Below are 19,249 nucleotides of genomic sequence, written 5' to 3'. Positions count from 1 at the left end.
CGAGGTTGAGGCCGGACAGCGCGAGCACCGCGCGTCGCGGTCGCGTCGCGCTCACGGGCCGCGCGCCGTCATGCCGCGCGCGCGCGCGGCGAGCGGGAAGCGTTCGCGCATGCGATCGGTGGCAGCGGCGACGAGCGCGGTCGAAGCAGGCGCCTCCTGCGTCTTCAGCAGCATGTAGCGCTCGAGCAGGCCGCACAGGATCCAGAACGTGCCCATCACGTTGCCTTCGAGGAACGGGCTGCCGTAGAGGTTGCCGAGCGCCATGCAGAACGCGGTGACGCCGAATCCGGTCGCGAGCGCGCGCGCTTCGGGATCGTCGGGCGGCATGCTGCGACGCAACCACGCGCCGAGGCGGAACGTCGCCAGGACGAGCAGCAGCAGCGCCGCGAGCGCCTGCGGCCCGCCCTCGGCGAGTGTGAGCACGTAGAAGTTGTGCGCGTCGAAATGCTCGAACGCCGAGTAGCGGCCGATCTCTTCCTTGAACCGGTTCTGGCCGACGCCTGCCGGGTGGTCCTCCCACATCGCGAGCGCGCCGGCCCAGATCTCCCAGCGGCTCGCGGTGCTCTCGTCGACCTTCTCCTCGCCGTGCGGCCCCTTCTGTTCCGTTTCGGCCACGCGCTGCGTGACGCTCTCCGGCAGGTAGCCGACCAGCGACGCGAGCGTCGCGCCGAGCACGACCGCGAGCAGCACGCTGCGCCGGAGCAGCAGCACGACGAGCCCGATCACGGCGATGAAGTACGCTTGCCGCGAATAGGTGAACAGCAACGCCATCGTCAGCAGCACGACGCCGCCGACCGCGGCCACGCGCCAGCGCTTGTCGCGCAGGAACAGCGCCAGGCCGATGAACATCGGCAGGAACATCGCGTAGTAGACGCCGGCGCGGTTCGCGTCGCGGTAGTTGCTGCCGAACGGCCCGGCCGCGCGATGCGTCTCGACGTAGGCGCCGATGCCGTAATCGAAGCCCTGGCGGATCGCCTGCACCGCGGCGAGCGCGGCGACCGCCATCACGGCCACGACGAGCAGGCGCGTGTTCCGGAGGTCCTGCCTGCAGTGCAGGTACATGAAGTACAGGAGCGGCGAGAACAACGCGTTCTTGAGGTAGGTCAGGTCGACCATGAAGGCGCCGGGCGCGCGCAGCTGCGCGATCGAGAACGCGAGCACGAGCATCGCCATGAAGAACAGCAGCGGCCCGCGCATGAACGCCTTCGCGTGCACGACGTCGGGCTTGCCCGAAAAGCGCAGCGCGAGCAGCACGAGCAGGAACAGCACATTCGGCAGGTTGAGGCCCGGCACGCCGGACTCGAAGTTGTAGTGGCCCTGGTAGACCGTGTAGAGGATCTGGAACAGGAGCAGGAAGCGCAGCATGCTCAGCGTCCGGCCGTGAACGTCGGTTTCCGCGAGCGGATCCCGGTCCGTTCGCGGAACGCAGACGCAGCGCTGCGTCGATCGCGCCTCATGCGCCTGTCCGGTCGAGGAAGCGACGCGCCCACAGCTCGAGCGAGAGGATCAGCCAGAGCGACTCGCCGCGGTCGGCGCGACCGGCGAGGTGGTCGTCGAGACAGGCGCGCGCGGCGGCCGGGTCGATGAGGCCGCGCTCGCGGAACGCGCGGCTCGCGAGCACGTCCTCCGCGAGCGACCGCAGCGGACCGCGGAACCACTGCCCGAGCGGGATCGCGAAGCCCTGCTTGGGTTTGGCCAGTACGTCGGCGGGCAGCCAGCGTTCGGCGACGCGGCGCAGCAGGTGCTTGCCGCGACCGCGCCGCACGCGCAGTGCGTCGGGCAGGCTCACCGCGAATTCGACCACGGCCGGATCGAGGAACGGCACGCGTCCCTCGAGCGAGTTCGCCATCGCCATGCGGTCGACCTTGACCAGGATGTCGTCGGGCAGGTAGCTGCCGAAATCGAGTTCGACGATGCGATCGAGCAGCGAATGACGTGCGCTGCCCGCGCGCGCCAGCGCGTGGAGCGGGTCCTCGTAGCCGCGCGACGCAGCCGGGCCGAGCAAGGCGCGCACCGTCTCGGGCCGGCTCATCGCCACGCTGGCGAGGTAGCTCTCCGGGAACGGCATGCGCATGCGTTCGGCGACGCCGCGCAGGCGATAGCCGAGCGAGCCGTCGACGAGCGCGGCGCCCGCGCGCGCGGCGAGCGCGACGGGCGCCTTCAGCACGCCGAGGCGTTGCAGCGCGAGGAAACGCAGGTAGCGCGTGTAGCCGGCGAACGTCTCGTCGCCGGCATCGCCGGTCAGCACCATCGTCACCTGCGTGCGCGCGAGCTGCGAGACGAGGAAGGTCGGCACCGCCGACGAATCGGCGAACGGCTCGTCGAGGTACCACACGAGCTGTTCGAGCAGGCTCACCGCATCGGGTTCGACGACGAGCTCGTGATGGTCGGTGCCGAGGTGCGCGGCGACGCGACGCGCGTCGGTCAACTCGTTGTAGGCGGCCTCCTTGAAACCGATCGAATACGTGCGCACGCGCTGCGAGGAATGACGCGTCATCAGCGCAACGACCGTACTCGAATCGAGGCCGCCGCTGAGGAATGCGCCGAACGGCACGTCCGCGACCATGCGGCTGCGGACCGCACGGTCGAGCAGGCCGGCCAGGCGCTCCTCCGCCTCCGCAGGCGCGATCGCCTGGCGCCGGCCGAAGTCGAGCGCGTAGTAGCGCTCGATCGCGATGCGCCCGTCCGCGCAACGCAGGTAGCAGCCGGGTGGCAGCTTGCGCACGCTCGCGAAGATGCTCGCGGGTGTCGGCACGTAGCCGTAGCGCACGTACGAACGCAGCGCCGCGGGATCGAGCTCGCGCCGGAACCCGGGTACCTCGATCAGCGCCTTGAGTTCGCTCGCGAACAGCAGGCGCGCATCGTCGTGCGCGTAGAACAGCGGCTTCTCGCCGAAGCGGTCGCGCGCGAGCACGAGCGTCTGCGTGCGCCGGTCCCATACCGCGAGCGCGAACATGCCGTCGAGGCGCGCGAAACAGCGCTCGCCCCATTCGGCGAACGCCTGCGCGACGACTTCGCTGTCCGACGCCGAGTGGAACTCGCGGCCGAGCGCCTGGAGTTCCGCGCGCAACTCGCGGTAATTGTAGATCTCGCCGTTGAAGACGAGCTGGATGCGCCCGCCGTCGGCCGACATCGGCTGGTGGCCGCCCGCGATGTCGATGATCGCCAGGCGCCGCATGCCGAGCAACGCGCGTGCGTCGCGGTAATAGCCTTCGTCGTCCGGGCCGCGGTGGCGGATCGCGTCGTTCATCGCCCGGCCGACGGCAGCGTCGGGCGGCTGCTGTCCCGGTGCGACGACGATGCCGATGATGCCGCACATGCTTCAGTTCCTCGCGGGCGGAAGGGCGGGCGCGTCGACGCGCGCCGGGTCGGCGCCACGGTACAACGCGAGGAGCCGGTCGACCACGACGTCGAGGCCGGCGCGGCTCGCGACGTCGCTGCGCGCGTTGCGGCCGAGCCGGTGCAACCCCGATCGACCCTGCCCGACGGCCTCTTCGAGGCGGCGTGCGAGCGCCTCGCGGTCGCCCGGCTCGAACAGCCAGCCGTTGCGGCCGTCGACGATGAAGTCCTCGCTGCCGCTGACGCGGCTTGCGACGACCGGCAGGCAGGAGGCCATGAACTCGAGCAGGGTGTTGGACAGGCCCTCGATGGTCGACGTCAGCACGCCGAAGTCGGCCTCGGCCAGGATCCGCTCGACATCGGCGCGATGGCCGAGGAACTCGAGCTGCGAGGCGATGCCGAGCCGCTCGGCCTGCGCGCGCAGCGACGCTTCGAGCGGCCCTGCGCCGACCAGCCGCAGGCGCGCACGGCCGCCATGCGGGAACGCCGCGGCCCAGGCGTCGAGCAGCACGCCGAGGCCCTTCTCGGGCACGAGCCGGCCGACGAACACCGCGGTCGGCGCGCCGTCCGCGCCCGGTGCCGGGCGTACGCCGAAGCGGCGCGTGTCGATCGCGTTCGGCAGCGCGACGATGCGCTCGTGCGCGAAGCCGTGGCGCAGCAGCTCCGCTTCGATGCGGTGGCTGATCGCCTGCAGTGCGTGCGCGCCGCGCAGCCAGCGCTGGCCCACGCGCGCGACGACGCCGCCGTCGTCGCGCAACAGGCCCTTCTTGAGCTCCCACCAGCCCGAGATCTTGACCACCACGGTGCGGCCGACGCGCCGCCCCATCATCGTCGTGAGCGCGCCGAGATGATGCGCGATGTGCACGTGCCAGGCGTCGTAGCGACGACCGTGGCGGGCGAGGAACACGAGCAGGCGCGACCACAGCACGAGCGAGCCGAGCAGGCGCACGCGCGGATAGGCGATGCGCAGCACCGGGATGCCGTCGTGGCGAGCGATGCGCGCCGGCGTGAGCTCGGGATCGCGCAACGGCGTCAGTACCGTGACGCGATGGCCGCGCTCGCGCAGGCGCAGCGCGAGCGTGCGCACCTGCGACTCGGCGCCGCCGCCGCCGACGACCGGGAAATTGCTCTCGAGCACCATGAGCACGCGCATCGGGCGCCGGTCCGCGGCAGGCGCGCGATCGCGCACGCCATCGCGTGCGGGGTCGGCGTCGTAGCCTGTCGAAGCGTCGTCAGGCCGCATCGAAATGCCTCCGCAGCCACAACTCGAGCACGACGAGCTGCCAGATCCCGCGCGAGTGATCCCAGCGGCCGCGCGCGTGCTCGGCGAGCAGCCGCTCGACGAACGCGCGCTCGAACAGGCCGCGCGCGAGCGTGCGCGGGTCGAACAGCACGTCGCGCACGAAGCCCTGGAACGCGGCGTCGTTGCGCAACCATACCGCGACCGGCAGGCCGAAACCCTGCTTCTTCTTCCGCAGCACGTCGTCGGGAAGGATGCCGGCCATCGCCTGCTTGAAGAGGTAGCGCTTGGTCGTGCCGCGCACCTTGTACGAAGGCGGGAGGCGCCCCGTGTACGCGACCAGGCGCGGATCGAGGTACGGATAGCGCGCACTGATGCCGTGCGCGCGGCAGGCACCGTGCACCTTGTAGAGGTCGTTCTGCGCGATCGCCATCTGCAGGTCGAGCCGCATGATCCGGTGCAGCGGGCCGGCGTCGCCGCCGAGCGCGTAGACCGAGCGCATGAACTCGAGCGACGCATCGCGCGGCACACGCGCGCGAAACCCCGGCGAGAGCAGTTCGTCGTAGTCGTCCGAGCCGAACGAATCGTCGGTGTAGAAGCGGTCGGGATTCGGCAGCGATGCGCGTCGCGTGAAGTTGTCGATGCGATTGAGGAAGTGGGAGGAGGAGCGCCCGGCGACGCGGCCGATGCCGCGCGCGAGCGCCTTCAACGGCGCGGGCAGGCCGTAGAAGGCCTCCATCACCCGGTCCTTCGCGTAACGCTCGTTGCCGCCATAGATCTCGTCGCCGCCATCGCCCGCGAGCAGCGTGTCGACCGATTGCGTCGCCGCGAGTGCGGCGCACGCGAGCGTCGGCACGGCGGAGGCGTCGCCGAACGGCTGGTCCCAGGCGTCGACGACGCGCTCGAGCAATGCGACGGCCTCGCCGCTGCCGACGCGGGCCGTGTACGGCTCCGCGCCGACCGTGCGCGCGACGAGCTCGGCGTAGCCGAGTTCGTCGTAACCCGCTTCCGCGAAACCGATCGAGAAGCTGCGGACCTTCGCCTCGGGCTTCTCGCTCGCGAGGATCGAGACGATGCTCGAACTGTCGGTGCCGCCGGACAGGAAGCAGCCCCACCCGCGCGCATCGGACGGCCGGTAGTCGTGCACGCTCGCGACGATCTGCTCGCGCAGGTCGCGCGCGAGCCGCGCGTCGTCGCCGCGCAAGTCTTCGGCGTACTCGGGCAGCCAGTAGCGCGTGCTGCGCCCGCGCCCGCCGTCCCATGCGTAGCGCGTGCCTGGTGCGAGCCGCTGCACGCCCATGCAGATCGTCGAGGGCGCCGGCACGTAGGCGAAATTGAGATAGTGGTAGATCGCGAGTGGATCGATCTCGCGCCTGCACAGCGGGCTCGCGAGGATCAGGCGCAGGTCGCTCGCGAGCATCACGGTGCCGTCGAGTTCGAGCGCGTACAGCGGCAAGGTCGAGAAGTGATCGGTGAGCGCGACCGCGCGTCGACCGTTCGCGCTCCAGGCGACCTGCGCGAAGCGGCCGCGCCAGCGCGCGTGCGGCGGTTCGCCGTCGAGCGCGGCGACGCCGTCGTCGCAGCGGCCCTCGACGAGGTCGGCGAGGGCGAGCCAGCGCCCCCCCGCCGCTTCGCCGAAGCGCACCGCGCCGCGGGACGCGATGCGCACGTCGCCTTCGCCGGACACCGCGTAGCCGTCCGGCGCGCCGATCGCCCGCGCGGCGGCGGGTCCGAATGCGCAGGCGAAGTCGCCGATCACGCTGGCAGGGTCGTTCATGGACGGCATCCGTGGTATCCCGGCGACAACGCCGACCGCACGTCGACAACGCGCGTGATGGAGGAAGAGTAGGCGCGACCGCGCGTCATCGCCCGGTGTTCCCGCTCGCGTCCCGATGCGCGCGCAGCACGCGCGCGTACACGGCCTCGGTGCGCCGGACCATCTCGTCGACGGCGTACCCGTTGCGGGCGTCGTCGCGCGCCGCGGTGCCCAGGCGAGCTCGCAGCGCGTCGTCGCCGGCGATGCGTTCGAGCGCGGCCGCGAGCGCGGGCGCATCGTCGCTCGGGAAGAGCAGGCCGTTGCGTTCGTGCTCGACGAGCTCGGTGTTGCCGCCGACGGCCGAGGCGACCGGTGCGCAGCCGACGGCCATCGCCTCCAGCACGACATTCGACAGGCCTTCCTCGCGCGAGCACAGCACGAGGAAGTCCGCGCATTGCATCAACGCCTGCGCATCGCCGCGCTCGCCGAGGAAGCGCACGTCGGCATCCAGGCCCAGACGCGTCGCCTGCGCCCGCAGGTCCGCCTCGAGCGGCCCGCCGCCGGCGAGCAGCAGGAATGGCCGTCGTGGGGGCGCCACGCGCGCGAGCGCGTCGAGCAGCAACGGGATGTTCTTGACCGCGACGAGGCGACCGACGAACAGGCCGCAACGGCGGCCCGCCGGCAACCCGAGCGCGTCGCGCTCGACCTCGCGTCGCTGCGCTGAAAGCGGCGCCGGCATCTCGACGCCGTTCGGCACGAGGCTGATGCGACCGAGCGGCAGCCCGGTGTTGAGGGCTGTCGCTTGCGCGCCCGCCAGCGCGTTCGCGATCACCGCATCGGCGCGACGGACGATCCATCGCTTGCAGCGCCATTGGCGGCGCGTGTGGTGCAGGCACAGGCCACGCACCGACGCGATGTAGGCACAGCGCGGCGACAGCGGCAGCAGCGCCCGCACCCACAATTCCGCGGTCAGCGAGAAGCAGTGCACGATGTCGTAGCGGCCGCGCCGCAGCAGTGCCGCGAGCCGCAGCACGAAGCGCGGGTCGATGCGCCCTCGCTTGGGCAGCTCGTGCACGCGGATGCCGGACTCCGCGAGCCGGTCGGCGAGGAACGACCGGTTGCGGAAATAGAGCAGCTCCGCCTGCCAGCGCGAGCGGTCGAGGCCGGCCAGCAGGTGCGCGATCTGGCGCTGGCTGCCGCCGACTTCCATCTCGTCGCTGACCACGAGGACGCGCGTGCGTCCGGGAACCGGGCCTTCAGCCATGGACGACCTTCGCGAAACAGTCGTACAGGCGGCCGGCCTCGATGCGCACGTCGAACTCGCGCTCGACCTTGGCGCGACCGGCGGCCGCGTAGGCGTCGCCGAGCGCCGGATCGGCGAGCAGCGCGGCGATCGCGTCGGCGAGCGCGACCGGGTCGCGTGCCTCGACGAGGCGGCCGCTGACGCCGTCGTCGACGAGTTCCGGGATCCCCGACACCCGCGTGCTGACGACCGGCAATCCGGCCGCCATCGCTTCGGTGAGCACGTTCGGGATGCCGTCGGCGTTGCCTTCGGGCGTGACGACGCACGGCATCACCATCAGCGTCGACTCGGCCATCGCCCGGCGCACGTCGGTCTGCGGCTTGGCGCCGACGAAGGCGACGCGCTCCTGCAGGCCGAGGCGGTCGCGTTGCGCCTCGAGGCGCGCGCGCTCGTCGCCCTCGCCGATGATGACGCTGTCGAACGCGACGCCGCGGTCGCGCAGGAGCGCGAGGGCGGGCAGCAGCACGTCGAAACCCTTGATCGGATCGAGTCGGCCGACCGAAAGCAAGCGGTGCGGCAGGCGGCCCTCGCGCGAGTAGCGCGTCTCGCCGAGGTCGAGCGCCGAATGCATGACCTGGATCGGCACCGCGCCGGGTGGGTCGATCCAGCGCTGCATGTGGCGCACGTTGTTGCGCGTGATCGTGACCGCGAGGTCCGCCGCGGCGAGCTTCGCCGCCATCATGTGGTCCTCGACGAAGATGTCGTGCGCGCGGCTCGTGAACGAGAACGGCTTGCGCAGCACGCGCGAGAGGAACCACGCCACCGTCGCCGGATAGGTCGCCCACGGCGCATGCACGAGGTCGGCATCGAAGGCCTCGATCGCGCGCAGTCGGCCGGCGGCGCGACAGAGCGCGCCGAGGCTGTTGAACAGCACCCTGGGTTGGCGCCACAGCCCCGCGACGAGTCGCGCGACGAAGCCGAGCGTGACGAGCGGCCGACGCAACGCGAGGCCGGCGAACGCGAGAACCGACCCGATCGCGCCGCGTGGGTGCAGCGTGCGGTCGAGCAGGACCGCGGCGCGCTCCTGCACGATCTTCTCGCTCGCCGGCTTCAGCGAGACGATCGAGAGCTCGGTGCCGCGCCCGATGAGCGCGTGCATCTCGCGCACGATGAAGGTTTCCGACCAGCACGGGAACAGCGAGACGACGTAGAGGATGCGCAGCGGTCGAGCGGGTGCGGCCATCGGTCAGGCGTTCCTGCGGCGGGAAACCGACCACGTCGCGCTCGCGCGACCGGTCAGGAAATCGTGCAGGCCTAGCACGGCGTAGCCGTTCATGCGCACGAACGTGGAGATCACGCGCACCGGCGCGATGCGCAGCAACGAGGGCCGGCGCATCGCCGCGAGCGCGACGCCGTAGAACGCGATCTGCGCGAGTCCGAGCAGGGTCCACTTGGGCGACTCGGAGATCAGGACGATGTTGCTCGCGAACGCCGCGAGCATGAACCATGGCGCGAGCAGGCGCAGCCACTTGTGCCCCCACAGCCGCCAGCCGAGCGGATGCGCCCACGGCAGCAGCAGCGCGGGCTCGCGCGCGATCAGCTGGAAGTTGCCCGCGAGCGTGCGCCGCTTGCGCGCCGATTCGACCGCCGCGTCCTTCGACGGCCGGTCCCATGCACGGGCTTCGCTGCTGAAGACGATGCGCGAGCCGTCGCGCGCGATCTGCAGCGGGATCCACAGGTCGTCGAGGATGAGTCCGGCGGGAATCTGCGGCAGCAGCGCGCGGCGGGCGGCGTAGAGCGCGCCACTCACGCCGACGACCGAGCCGCTTTCGGCTTCGTTGCCGCGGATGAAGGTTTCGTAGCGCCAGTAGAAGTCGATGCCGTCGCCGTAGTCGCTGTAGCTGCGCTCGAACGCGAGTTCGCCGCCGACCGCGCCTACGCGCGGATCGGACAGCAGGCGCAGCAGCGCGCGCAGCGCGCCGGGTTCGATGCGCTGGCGCGCGTCGGCGAACAGCACGACCTCGGCCTCGAGCCTCGGCACGATGTCGCCGAGGCAGGCCGACTTGCCGCGGCGAACCGGGAACACGTACGGGATCAGGCGCGGGTCGCCGAACTCGCGCAGCACGGTCGGCGTGTGGTCTTCCGAGCCGTCCGAGGCGACGTGGAATCGCAGCTTCCCGGGCGGATAGTCGAGCGCCGCGATGTTGCGCAGCTTCGCCGCGAGTTCGTCCGCCGCATCATGCGCGACGATGACGACGGCGACGTCCGGTTCCCAGTCGGCCGGCTGCACGCGGCGCGGCCGGTACAGCGCGCGCGCGAGCATCGCGAGCGGATAGCCGAGGTAGGTCCAGCCGAGGGCGAGCACGCTCAGCACGAAGATCCACTTCATCGGGCGCGGTCTCCGGCTCCGAGCAGCCGCTCGCGCAGGCGCTCGTAGCGGCGATCGCCGAGCGTCCGCTTGGCCAGGCCGAGCACGCCGTAACGCAGGCGCGCGCGTGCGATGCCGCGGCCTTCGAACCACGCTTCGAGCGTCGCGACGTCGAGCGCCGCGGTGACGCTCATGCGCGGCAGCGCGCGCGCGGCATCGGCGCCGTCGAGCAGGCCCGGTTCGGAGCCGAGCACGTGCGCATAGCCGCATTCGCGCGCAACCGCGGGCAGGTCGGCGCGCATGCGACCGCCCGGCGGCGCGAGCAGCGTCACCGCGGCACCGACGCGGTCCTCGATCGCGAGGCGCGAGCGCCGCAGGTCCTCGCGCAGCGCGCGGTCGTCGAGCTCGGTGAAATAGCGATGGTTCCAGCCGTGCGACTGGATCGACATGCCGCTCGCGGCCATTTCGCGCAGCGCGGCCCAGCTCGCGAGCCCCGCTTCGCCGACCTTGCCGGGGTTGACGAAGAAGTCCGCGCGCAACCCGCGTTCGCACAGCGCGGGCCAGGCCAGCGCATGGTTGCTCGCATGGCCGTCGTCGAACGTGAGCACGGCCGCGCGGCGCGGCGCGGCGAGCCAGTCGCGCGCACACGTGGCGCCGCCGGCGACGCGCACGAGCGCGTCGAGCTGCGCGGCGAAGCGCGTCGCGTCGACCGTGTAGTGGGGGTCCTGCGCGGCGTCCGCAGCGCCGGCTCCGCCGATCGCGTGGTACATGAGGGCGACGCTGTGCGTCGCCGTGCTGGAAGACATCGATTCGATCATCCCGCCCGGTCGTCAACGCGTGTAGGTGAGGGAGAGGATGATCGCATTGTCCGAATAGCCGGCTTCGCGCAAGGTGCTGTCGCGCAGCGCGTGCGTGCCGCGCAGCATCCATGTCCAGTGGCTCGTCTGCCGCCACGCCAGCGCCATCGAATAACTCGCGTCGGTGTCGGTGCGATCGAGGCCGGTGTAGTCGCGATGCTCGCGCCCGGTCGACAGCGACAGCGTGAACGTGGGGCGCAGCAGCCAATCGTACCTCGCGGTCCAGCCGTACGAGCGCTGGCTGAAGAACTCGCCTTCGATGTAGTCGATCTTGCGCCAGAACGGCGCGACGTTGAAGGCGTAACGATCCGCGCGATGGTTGAAGTCGAGGCCGATGCGCTTTTCCACGTAGAGTTGCGGCGAGATCACCGCGCCGTTGCGGCCGCTGCCGACGCCGAGGTTGCCGATCGACAGCGGATCGACGACGAGATCCTGGCTCGCATCGGCGAACTGGCGCGCGGCATTGACGCCGAGGTCGGTCGCCGGCGACGGCATCCAGCGCAGGCCGAGGCTGAGCAGCGCACCCGAGCGGCTGTCCGGCCCGCGCAGGTCGACCCAGCTGTAGCCGGCCGCGGCATCGAGCTTGAGCGTGCCGGATACGTGTTCGTAGCCGATGTAGGCGTCTTCGCGATCGTAATCGAACGGCCGTGAGGCGACTTCGTCGTAGCGCACGCGCGACGCGGTCAGCGAGCCGCTGACATTGTCGAGCGCCCCGAGCAGCCAGGCGAGGCGTGCGGCGGCGCTGAAGCGATCGCTGTTGAACTCGCTCGTCTCTTCGGCGTAGGTGTTCGTGTAGCGCAGGTCGAGGCGCCCGCGCAGGTCGCCGCCGAAGCGCGCGCGCAGGGTCGGACCGGTGCTGAACACGTTCGTCTGCTGCTGGTTGCTCGGTACGTCCGCCTGCAGCACGTCGACCGGCTGGCGCCCGAGGTAGTCCTCGGCCACCCAGTCGAATCGTTCCGGGCTGATCGACCAGGTCGCCACGCCCGACAACAGCCCGCGCAGTTCGTCGGAAAACTTCCCGCCGAGGTAGTCGCGGTAGGAGAGGGCGCCCGCCGCGGTCGCGCTGAGCACCGCGCCCTGCTGCTTGAGGTCGAATGCGAGTGTCGGCGTGAGCACGGTCTCTTCGACCGGTTCGTCGCGACTGAGGTTGATGTTGTCGTTCTGTTCGAGCTCGACGCCGACGGTATAGCCGAGCGCGGGTTCCGCGCGCGCGGACGGCGCGCCCGCGGCGGCGATCGCGACGGCGGCGAACGCGGCGCCGGCAAACGACGGGCCGCAATGGTTGATGCGCATCGTGTCTCCCCTCCTGTCAGGACCACCGCCTCCGGTTGCGGGCGCGGCAGGCGACCCGCGAGTCCGTTACACCCCGTTGCCCGACGCGCGCGCCGCCGTCCGTGCGGGTCAGGGCAATTCGTCGAACACGACGCCGGCGAACCGGTTCGGATCGAAGATCGACGCCGCCTGCGCGATCGCGGCCGGCGTGTCGCGTCCGTACCCGGCGACGAGCACGACGAAGTCGGCGAGGTCGGACAGGATGCGCGCATCCGGCGAACCCTTCACCGCCGGCCCATCGAGGAACAGGTAGCGATCCGGATAGCGGCAGCGCAACGAGTCGACCGCGGCGCGCATGCGGAACGATGAGAAGTACTCCCCACTCGTCTCGCGCGGCTTGCCCGACGGGATCAGGCGCAGGCGCGGTATGCCGGTACGATGAATGATCGGCTCCATGCCCATCGCGGGATGGTCGAGGTAATCGATCAGCCCCGGGCCCGGCTCGGTGCCGAGCGCCTTGTGCTGGGCCGCATGGCGCGGATTGCAGTCGATCAGCAGCGCGGTCTTCGCCTCGTCGAACGCGAACGCGGCGGCGAGATTGCGCGCGACGAAACTGCCGCCGGAGCCGGGACTGACCGGCGCGATCATCGTCACGAAGTTCTGGTCGCCACCGAGCGCGAGCAGGCGCGTGCGGATCTCGCGGAACGCATCGGCCTGCGCGCGCACCGAGTCGTCGCGGTGGATCAGGCGGCGCTCGTCGAGCTGGCGCGACGTCAGCGCATGCGGCTCGGCCATCCGCGCGATCGAGCGACTGGCGCTCGTGCGCACGCCGAGCTTGTTCGCGGCGGCCTCGAGCGCGCCGCCGACATGATCGGCCGGCTTTCCGCTGTCGCCCGCGCTCATCGCATGACCTCCAGGCGGATCCAGTACATCGCCGCGTAGGTGAGCAGCACCGCGACGATGATGACGAGCAGCACGGTGCCGTGCAACGCGCTGCGGCGGCGGTCGGCCGTCGTCGCATAGGCCGGAATCGTCGCCAGTACCGGTACGCCGGCGAGGCGTTCGATCTGCGCCGCGGAACGCACGCGCGGATCGAAGCGGGCATAGCCGAACAGCAGGCCGAGGGGCAGGATGATGCCGAGCGCGAGCCCGGCGATCGCGAAATGCATGAGTCGCAGGCCGGACGGACGCACGGCCATCACCGCCGGCTCCTGGATGCGGAAGGTGAGGCCCTGCTGCTTGGCGTCGAGGTCCATCGACACGCGCGCGTTCTCGCGGCGCTTGAGCAGGTCCTGGTAGATGTCGCGGTTGACCTCGTAGTCGCGCGTGAGCTCGGACAACGCGTTCTCCGAATTGGCGATGCGCTTGCTGCGCTCGAGCTCCGCGTCGAGCATGCCCTGGGTGACGCTCAGGCGCGAGGCGGTCGCCGAGCCGTTGCGACGCGCCTCGTTGAGCTTGCTGCGCAGTTCCTGGTACAGCGGGTTGTACTGGATGCCGTCGTCGACCTGCGACGGTCCCTTGCTCGCCTTCGGCGCGAGCGCGCGCTGCTGCTCGTCGCGCTTGAGCGCGTCCTGGATGTCCTGGATCTGGTGGCGGATGCGCACGACATCGGGGTAGTCGTCGGTGTAGGTGAGCAGCAGGCGGTCGAGCTGGTTCTGCAGCTCGGCGAGCTGCACGCGATACGTGCCCGCGCGCGTCTGCACCGCGGTGATTTCCGACTCGCCCGACAGCTGCGACACGAGCGCGCCCTCGCGCGATCGCTGTTCCATCAGTTCGAGCCGCGCCTGCTCGATCTGGCTGCGCAGCTGCGCGATGCGGCTGTTGCTGTCGGCCTCGCCGCCGGGGCGTGCATCGACGTTCGCCTCGCGATACGCCTTCAGCTTGTCCTCGGCGTCGGTGAGCTTCTTGTGGTACGACTCGACCTGTCCGTCGATGAACTCGAACGCGTTGCGGCTCTCGCGCTCCTTCGCGGCGAGGCTTTCCTGGATGAACAGCTCGGCGAGCCGTTGCGTCACGTGGAATGCGCGCTCCGGCTGGCTGTCGGCGTAGGTGATCTGGATCAGGTTGTCGCGCGGGCTCGTGATCTTCGTGCGATTGGTGATCGCCTCGATCATGCGGTCCTGGTCGATCGCCGACGGATGCTTGTCGAGCCAGCCGCCGGCGGCGAGGATCTCGTTCATGACCTTGCGGCTGAAGATCACCTCGCGCGCGATCGACGCGCGGTCCGCGACGCCGGTCGCGACCGCGCGTCCCTCCATGAGCCCGGTCACGATGTTGCTTTCCTGCACGAGGATCGTGGTCGACGATTCGTACTTGCGCGGCAGCGCGACGCCGATCACGAGCGCCGCGATCGCGATGACGGCGAACATCGTGCCGAGCGCGAGCTTGCGCCGGCGCGCCTCGGTCAGCAGCACCGGCACGAGCTCGCCCATCGGCACCATCGCATTCGCCATCTCGCCGCTCCGCTCCGTCAGAACACGCGCTCGGGCACGGTGATCACGTCACCTGGTTGCGCCGGATAGTTGGTCGACAGGTCCCCCTTCTTGAGGATCTGGTCCAGGCGCACAGCGTAGGCACGCGTGCTGTCGCCTTCCTTGCGGTAGAGCTCGGTGCGGTCGCCGGACGCGAACTCGGTCGTGCCGCCCGCCGCGAGCACCGCGTCGAGCACGGTCATGCCCTGGCGGTACGGCACAGAGATCGGGTTGCGCACCGCCCCGGTCACGCGCACGCGCGAGAGGTACTCGTGGCTGCGCAGCTCGGTCAGGATCACGGCGACCTGCGGGTCGCGGATGTAGGCCTTGAGCTTGTCGGCGATCTCGGCCGAGACTTCCTCGGTCGTCTTGCCGCCGGCCATGACGTCGCCGACGAGCGGAATCGAGATCATGCCGTCCGGGCGCACCGGCACCTTCGCGTTGAGGTCCGGGTTGTGCCAGACCGACACCTCGATGATGTCGTCGACACCGATCCTGTAGACGCTGACCGCCTGCGCCTCGGGGTTCACCCGCGGAGCGCCGCTGCTCACCCCGGGTCCTGCAGCACAAGCCTGCAAAAACAACACGATAGCGATCAAGACGAGCCGGATGAACGGCGACATGGCGCGCTCCCTCCCTATGGAAATGTGAACCCTATCACACTTTCATGGCGACCCCCGTGCGGGCGACGGCCGGACTTCGGGCACCGTCGGTCGCCCCGTCGTGCGCAGAATAATCCACTTGTGGGGTGGTGGTCGCGCGGGCCGCGGCACCGACGCGGCGGCACCCGGCCGGCGGGCCTCAGACCCGGTAGAACGCGCGGTACCAGTCGACGAAGCGGCCGATGCCGACCTCGACCGGCGTCGACGGCGCGTAACCGGTATCGCGCGACAGCTCGGTGACGTCGGCGAACGTGTCGGGCACGTCGCCCGGCTGCAGCGGAAGCAGGATCTTCTCGGCGCTGCGCCCGAGCTTGCGTTCGAGCACCTCGATGTAGTGCGCAAGCTCGACCGGCTGGTTGTTGCCGATGTTGTAGACGCGATACGGCGCCGCCGACGAGCCCGGGTTCGGCCGCAGCGGATCGAACGCAGGGTCGCCCGCGGGCACGCGGTCGAGCGTGCGGATCACGCCCTCGACGATGTCGTCGATGTAGGTGAAGTCGCGCGTGTGCTTGCCGTGGTTGAACACCTCGATCGGCTCGCCGGCGAGGATCTTGCGCGTGAACAGGAACAGCGCCATGTCCGGCCGTCCCCACGGGCCGTACACGGTGAAGAAGCGCAGTCCCGTGGTCGGCAGGCGGTACAGGTGGCTGTACGTGTGCGCCATCAGCTCGTTCGCCTTCTTCGTCGCCGCGTACAGGCTCACCGGATGGTCGACCGCGTCCTGCACCGAGAACGGCAGCTTGCGGTTGGCACCGTAGACCGAACTCGACGACGCATAGACGAGGTGCTCGACCGCGCCATGGCGGCACGCCTCGAGCACGTTGATGAACCCGACCAGGTTCGCTTCGACGTACGCGTACGGGTTGGTCAGCGAATAACGCACGCCCGCCTGCGCGGCGAGATTGACCACGCGTTGCGGGCGGAAGTCCGCGAACGCGCGTTCGAGCGCGGGCCGGTCCTCGAGCGACGCGCGCACGAAGCTGAAGTTCGCGTGCGGCAGCAGCCGGGCGAGGCGCGCTTCCTTGAGCGTCGGGTCGTAGTAGTCGTTGAGGTTGTCGTAGCCGAGCACCTCGTCGCCGCGCGCGAGCAGGCGGTCGCTCAGGGTCGATCCGATGAAGCCGGCGGCGCCGGTGACGAGGATGCGCATGTGTCTTCTCCATGGGCCGGCCGCGCTACGCGTCCGGCGGTCGTGTCGTCGCGTTGCCGCGGCACGCGCCAAGCGCGTACCGCCCTACAGTCGATCGTCGACGAGTTCGCGCGGCAGCGCCTGCTTGACGTCGAACAGCACGCAACCGGGCTTGCCGAGCGCGCGGATGCGCTCCGCGCCGAGCTCGAGGAACTGGCGGTGCGCGACCGCGAGGATCACCGCGTCGTACTTGCCGGGGACGAGTTCGGGCACGAGGTCGAGGCCGTACTCGTGGCGCGCCTCCTCGGCGCTGACCCACGGATCGTGCACGTCGACGTTCGCGTGGTAGCTCTGGAACTCGCCGACGACGTCGGTCACGCGCGTGTTGCGCAGATCCGGGCAGTTTTCCTTGAACGCGAGGCCGAGCACGAGGATGTTCGCGCCCGCCGCGTGGATGCGCCGCTGCGTCATGAGCTTGATCACGCGCTGGGCCACGTGCTGGCCCATGCCGTCGTTGATGCGCCGGCCGGACAGGATCACTTCCGGGTGGTAGCCGATCTGCTGCGCCTTGTGCGTGAGGTAGTACGGGTCGACGCCGATGCAGTGGCCGCCGACGAGGCCGGGGCGGAACGGCAGGAAGTTCCACTTCGTGCCTGCCGCGGCGAGTACTTCGGCGGTATCGATGCCGAGCCGGTGGAAGATCAGCGCGAGTTCGTTGATGAGCGCGATGTTGAGGTCGCGCTGCGTGTTCTCGATCACCTTCGCCGCCTCGGCGACGCGGATGCTCGACGCCTTGTGCGTGCCCGCGGTGACGACGCGGCGGTACAGCGCGTCGACGAAGTCGGCCGCCTCCGGGGTCGAGCCCGAGGTAACCTTGAGGATCGTCTCGAGGCGATGTTCCTTGTCGCCCGGGTTGATGCGCTCCGGGCTGTAACCTGCGTAGAAGTCGACGTTGTAGGCGAGGCCCGACTCGCGCTCGATGATCGGCACGCAGACTTCCTCGGTCGCGCCCGGATACACGGTCGACTCGAACACGACGACGGCGCCGCGCGAAATCGCCTTGCCGACGGTGCGGCTCGCGGCGACGAGCGGCGAAAGATCGGGGCGCTTGGCGTCGTCGATCGGCGTCGGCACGGTCACGATGAAAACGTTGCACGCCTTGAGCTCGTCCGCGTCCGCGCTGAAACGCAGCTGCGGCGTCGCCGCGAGCTCGTCGGTCGAAACCTCGAGCGTGTGGTCGCGGTGCTGCCGCAATTCCTCGATGCGTGCGCGGTTGATGTCGAATCCGAGCGTCGGCAGGTGGCGGCCGAACCCGACCGCGAGCGGCAGGCCGACGTAGCCGAGGCCGATGACCGCGACACGGGTGTCGTCGGGGCGGGGCAGGGCAGCAGCATCCATTCGTGGATCCTCGTGCAGACGCGTGGGCAAGGCCCTGCCGGCACGGTCCGGTCGGACCGCGCATCGAGAAAGCGCTCACGGTCCGCTTCCCGACTTCCTGCTAGGGCGCGCAAGTCTAGCAAGAGCGATCCGCGACCGGGCATTGCCTCCGGCACGTGCGCGCGCGGACGCGGCCTGGATACGCTCGCGGCTCCGTCGGACCGGAGACCGCCATGCTGCGCTTCCTCGCCATCGCCGTGCTCGTCGCGGGAGGCATCCACGCCGTCGCCGCACCTCGCACCGACTCGATCCTGATCCAGGGCAATGCGGCCGGCACGCAGTCGGTCGACGCGGGCGCCGACGGTCGCACGCATGCCGAATACTCCTACAACGACCGCGGCCGCGGCGACCACATCGTCGCCGACTGGACGCTCGACGCCGCCGGACTTCCCCTCGCGTACGACGGCCGCGGCAATGACTACATGAAGGCGCCCGTGGAGGAGCGCTTCTTGGTCGCCGACGGCAAGGCGAGCTGGCACGGCCGCACCGAGCACGGCTCGGCGCCCGCCGCGGGCGCGTTCTACGTCCCGGCCAATGCGCCGCCCGAATTCCTCGGCGTGCTCGCGCGCGCGCTGCTCGCGGCACCCGGCCATCGTCTTGCCCTGCTGCCCGCCGGCGAAGCCTCGATCGAGGCGGTCGGCAGCGTGCGCGTCGGCGGGCGCGAGTTGCGCCAGTACCGCATCGCCGGGCTCGGCTTCACGCCGCAGCCGATCTGGCTCGACGGCGACGGTGCGACCGCGGCGATCGTGTCGGGCTGGTTCTCGGTCGTGCGGGCGGAGTTCGCGAGCAACCTCGAGCCGCTGCAGGCGGCGCAGGACGCGGCCGACACTGCATGGTCGGCGCGCCTCGCGCGCGAGCTCGTGCGCGTGCCGAAGGGTGGGCTGTTGATTCGCGACGCACGCGTGTTCGACCCGCGCGACCTTTCCGTCAGTGAACACACCAGCGTGCTCGTGCGCGGCGAGCGCGTCGTGCGCGTCGCGCCCGACGCGGCGCTGCAGGCGGTCGCCGACGCCGAGGTGCTCGATGCGCACGGGCGCTTCCTCATGCCCGGCCTGTGGGACAACCACCAGCATTTCAGCGATGTCGACGGCCTGCTCGACCTCGCCAACGGCGTCACCAGCGCGCGCGACCTGGCCAACGACACCGACGCGTTCCCCAAGCGCGTCGCGCGCTTCGACGACGGCAGCGAAATCGGGCCGCGCGTGCTCAAGGCCGGCATCATCGACGGCACCGGCGAACTCGCCGGCCCGACCAAGATGCGCGTCGATACGGTCGAGGACGCGATCAAGGACGTGGACTGGTACGCCGACCACGGCTACGCGCAGATCAAGATCTATTCGTCGATCAAGCCGGAACTGATGCCGCTGATCGCCGCGCGCGCGCACGAGCGCGGCCTGCGCGTGAGCGGCCACGTGCCCGCGTTCATGTCCGCGCGCCAGTTCGTCGAAGGCGGCGCCGACGAGATCCAGCACCTCAAC

15 protein-coding genes are annotated in these 19,249 nt (G+C 70.5%); 1 reads left to right on the top strand and 14 read right to left on the bottom strand.

The window, feature by feature from the left end; genetic code table 11:
- Positions 1–51: 51 nt before the first annotated feature.
- The 14 genes from VI238_RS00875 to VI238_RS00810 all read right to left on the bottom strand — a co-directional run bounded on the left by VI238_RS00875 (position 52) and on the right by VI238_RS00810 (position 17,732).
- Complete coding sequence (locus tag VI238_RS00875) at positions 52–1,365, bottom strand: O-antigen ligase family protein (RefSeq protein ID WP_331647456.1); 1,314 nt, start codon at positions 1,363–1,365, stop codon at positions 52–54.
- An 88-nt stretch (positions 1,366–1,453) separates the two neighbouring features.
- A complete protein-coding gene (gene asnB, locus VI238_RS00870) occupies positions 1,454–3,319 on the bottom strand; it encodes an asparagine synthase (glutamine-hydrolyzing) (RefSeq protein WP_331647454.1) in 1,866 nt (621 codons plus the stop codon).
- Positions 3,320–3,322: 3 nt separating this feature from the next.
- Positions 3,323–4,582, bottom strand: coding sequence for a glycosyltransferase family 4 protein (locus tag VI238_RS00865; protein ID WP_331647452.1), 1,260 nt, complete (start codon positions 4,580–4,582; stop codon positions 3,323–3,325).
- Entirely contained in the window at positions 4,572–6,356 is a 1,785-nt protein-coding gene (locus VI238_RS00860; protein WP_331647450.1) for an asparagine synthase C-terminal domain-containing protein, read from the bottom strand. Before VI238_RS00860 ends, VI238_RS00865 begins: the two co-directional genes overlap by 11 nt.
- 85 nt (positions 6,357–6,441) lie before the next feature.
- Positions 6,442–7,599, bottom strand: coding sequence for a glycosyltransferase (locus VI238_RS00855; RefSeq protein WP_331647448.1), 1,158 nt, complete (start codon positions 7,597–7,599; stop codon positions 6,442–6,444).
- Entirely contained in the window at positions 7,592–8,821 is a 1,230-nt protein-coding gene (locus tag VI238_RS00850) for a glycosyltransferase (RefSeq protein WP_331647446.1), read from the bottom strand. The genes VI238_RS00855 and VI238_RS00850 overlap by 8 nt, the downstream gene beginning before the upstream one ends.
- 3 nt (positions 8,822–8,824) lie before the next feature.
- Entirely contained in the window at positions 8,825–9,967 is a 1,143-nt protein-coding gene (locus VI238_RS00845) for a glycosyltransferase (RefSeq protein ID WP_331647444.1), read from the bottom strand.
- Positions 9,964–10,752 (bottom strand): polysaccharide deacetylase family protein, encoded by a 789-nt coding sequence (locus tag VI238_RS00840; protein ID WP_331647442.1) that lies wholly within the window; start codon positions 10,750–10,752, stop codon positions 9,964–9,966. The genes VI238_RS00845 and VI238_RS00840 overlap by 4 nt, the downstream gene beginning before the upstream one ends.
- 24 nt (positions 10,753–10,776) lie before the next feature.
- Positions 10,777–12,096 (bottom strand): surface lipoprotein assembly modifier, encoded by a 1,320-nt coding sequence (locus VI238_RS00835; protein WP_331647440.1) that lies wholly within the window; start codon positions 12,094–12,096, stop codon positions 10,777–10,779.
- A gap of 108 nt (positions 12,097–12,204) precedes the next feature.
- Entirely contained in the window at positions 12,205–12,978 is a 774-nt protein-coding gene (locus VI238_RS00830) for a polysaccharide biosynthesis protein (RefSeq protein WP_331647438.1), read from the bottom strand.
- A complete protein-coding gene (locus tag VI238_RS00825; protein WP_331647436.1) occupies positions 12,975–14,528 on the bottom strand; it encodes an XrtA system polysaccharide chain length determinant in 1,554 nt (517 codons plus the stop codon). Before VI238_RS00825 ends, VI238_RS00830 begins: the two co-directional genes overlap by 4 nt.
- Positions 14,529–14,545: 17 nt before the next feature.
- Positions 14,546–15,097: an XrtA/PEP-CTERM system exopolysaccharide export protein gene (locus VI238_RS00820; protein WP_331647434.1), complete on the bottom strand. Its 552-nt coding sequence runs from the start codon at positions 15,095–15,097 to the stop codon at positions 14,546–14,548.
- Positions 15,098–15,347: 250 nt separating this feature from the next.
- The gene (locus VI238_RS00815; RefSeq protein ID WP_331647433.1) at positions 15,348–16,355 is read right to left on the bottom strand and encodes an NAD-dependent epimerase; all 1,008 of its coding nucleotides are present in this window, start codon (positions 16,353–16,355) and stop codon (positions 15,348–15,350) included.
- Positions 16,356–16,439: 84 nt separating this feature from the next.
- On the bottom strand, positions 16,440–17,732 hold the full coding sequence (locus VI238_RS00810) for a nucleotide sugar dehydrogenase (RefSeq protein ID WP_331647432.1): 1,293 nt from the start codon (positions 17,730–17,732) through the stop codon (positions 16,440–16,442).
- A 212-nt stretch (positions 17,733–17,944) separates the two neighbouring features.
- On the opposite strand from VI238_RS00810, the gene VI238_RS00805 reads away from it, so the two are divergent.
- Positions 17,945–19,249, top strand: a 1,305-nt coding sequence (locus VI238_RS00805; RefSeq protein WP_414650010.1) for an amidohydrolase family protein, incomplete at its 3' end; no start/stop codon positions are given.

Origin of the sequence: Dokdonella sp. (genome assembly GCF_036518555.1) — a bacterium.
In the GTDB taxonomy this organism is placed as follows: domain Bacteria; phylum Pseudomonadota; class Gammaproteobacteria; order Xanthomonadales; family Rhodanobacteraceae; genus Dokdonella_A.
Note: the sequence above shows the minus strand (reverse complement) of the source record. Positions and strands in the feature narration are given on the sequence as shown.

Bases quoted from the DNA above. Each gene is read 5' to 3' on its own strand.
- VI238_RS00855 (WP_331647448.1), bottom strand. From the start codon at position 7,599: ATGGCTGAAGGCCCGGTTCCCGGACGCACGCGCGTCCTCGTGGTCAGC.
- VI238_RS00875 (WP_331647456.1), bottom strand. From the start codon at position 1,365: ATGCTGCGCTTCCTGCTCCTGTTCCAGATCCTCTACACGGTCTACCAG.
- VI238_RS00810 (WP_331647432.1), bottom strand. From the start codon at position 17,732: ATGGATGCTGCTGCCCTGCCCCGCCCCGACGACACCCGTGTCGCGGTC.
- VI238_RS00830 (WP_331647438.1), bottom strand. From the start codon at position 12,978: ATGAGCGCGGGCGACAGCGGAAAGCCGGCCGATCATGTCGGCGGCGCG.
- asnB (WP_331647454.1), bottom strand. From the start codon at position 3,319: ATGTGCGGCATCATCGGCATCGTCGTCGCACCGGGACAGCAGCCGCCC.
- VI238_RS00860 (WP_331647450.1), bottom strand. From the start codon at position 6,356: ATGAACGACCCTGCCAGCGTGATCGGCGACTTCGCCTGCGCATTCGGA.
- VI238_RS00835 (WP_331647440.1), bottom strand. From the start codon at position 12,096: ATGCGCATCAACCATTGCGGCCCGTCGTTTGCCGGCGCCGCGTTCGCC.
- VI238_RS00825 (WP_331647436.1), bottom strand. From the start codon at position 14,528: ATGGCGAATGCGATGGTGCCGATGGGCGAGCTCGTGCCGGTGCTGCTG.
- VI238_RS00845 (WP_331647444.1), bottom strand. From the start codon at position 9,967: ATGAAGTGGATCTTCGTGCTGAGCGTGCTCGCCCTCGGCTGGACCTAC.
- VI238_RS00865 (WP_331647452.1), bottom strand. From the start codon at position 4,582: ATGCGGCCTGACGACGCTTCGACAGGCTACGACGCCGACCCCGCACGC.
- VI238_RS00815 (WP_331647433.1), bottom strand. From the start codon at position 16,355: ATGCGCATCCTCGTCACCGGCGCCGCCGGCTTCATCGGATCGACCCTG.
- VI238_RS00840 (WP_331647442.1), bottom strand. From the start codon at position 10,752: ATGTCTTCCAGCACGGCGACGCACAGCGTCGCCCTCATGTACCACGCG.
- VI238_RS00850 (WP_331647446.1), bottom strand. From the start codon at position 8,821: ATGGCCGCACCCGCTCGACCGCTGCGCATCCTCTACGTCGTCTCGCTG.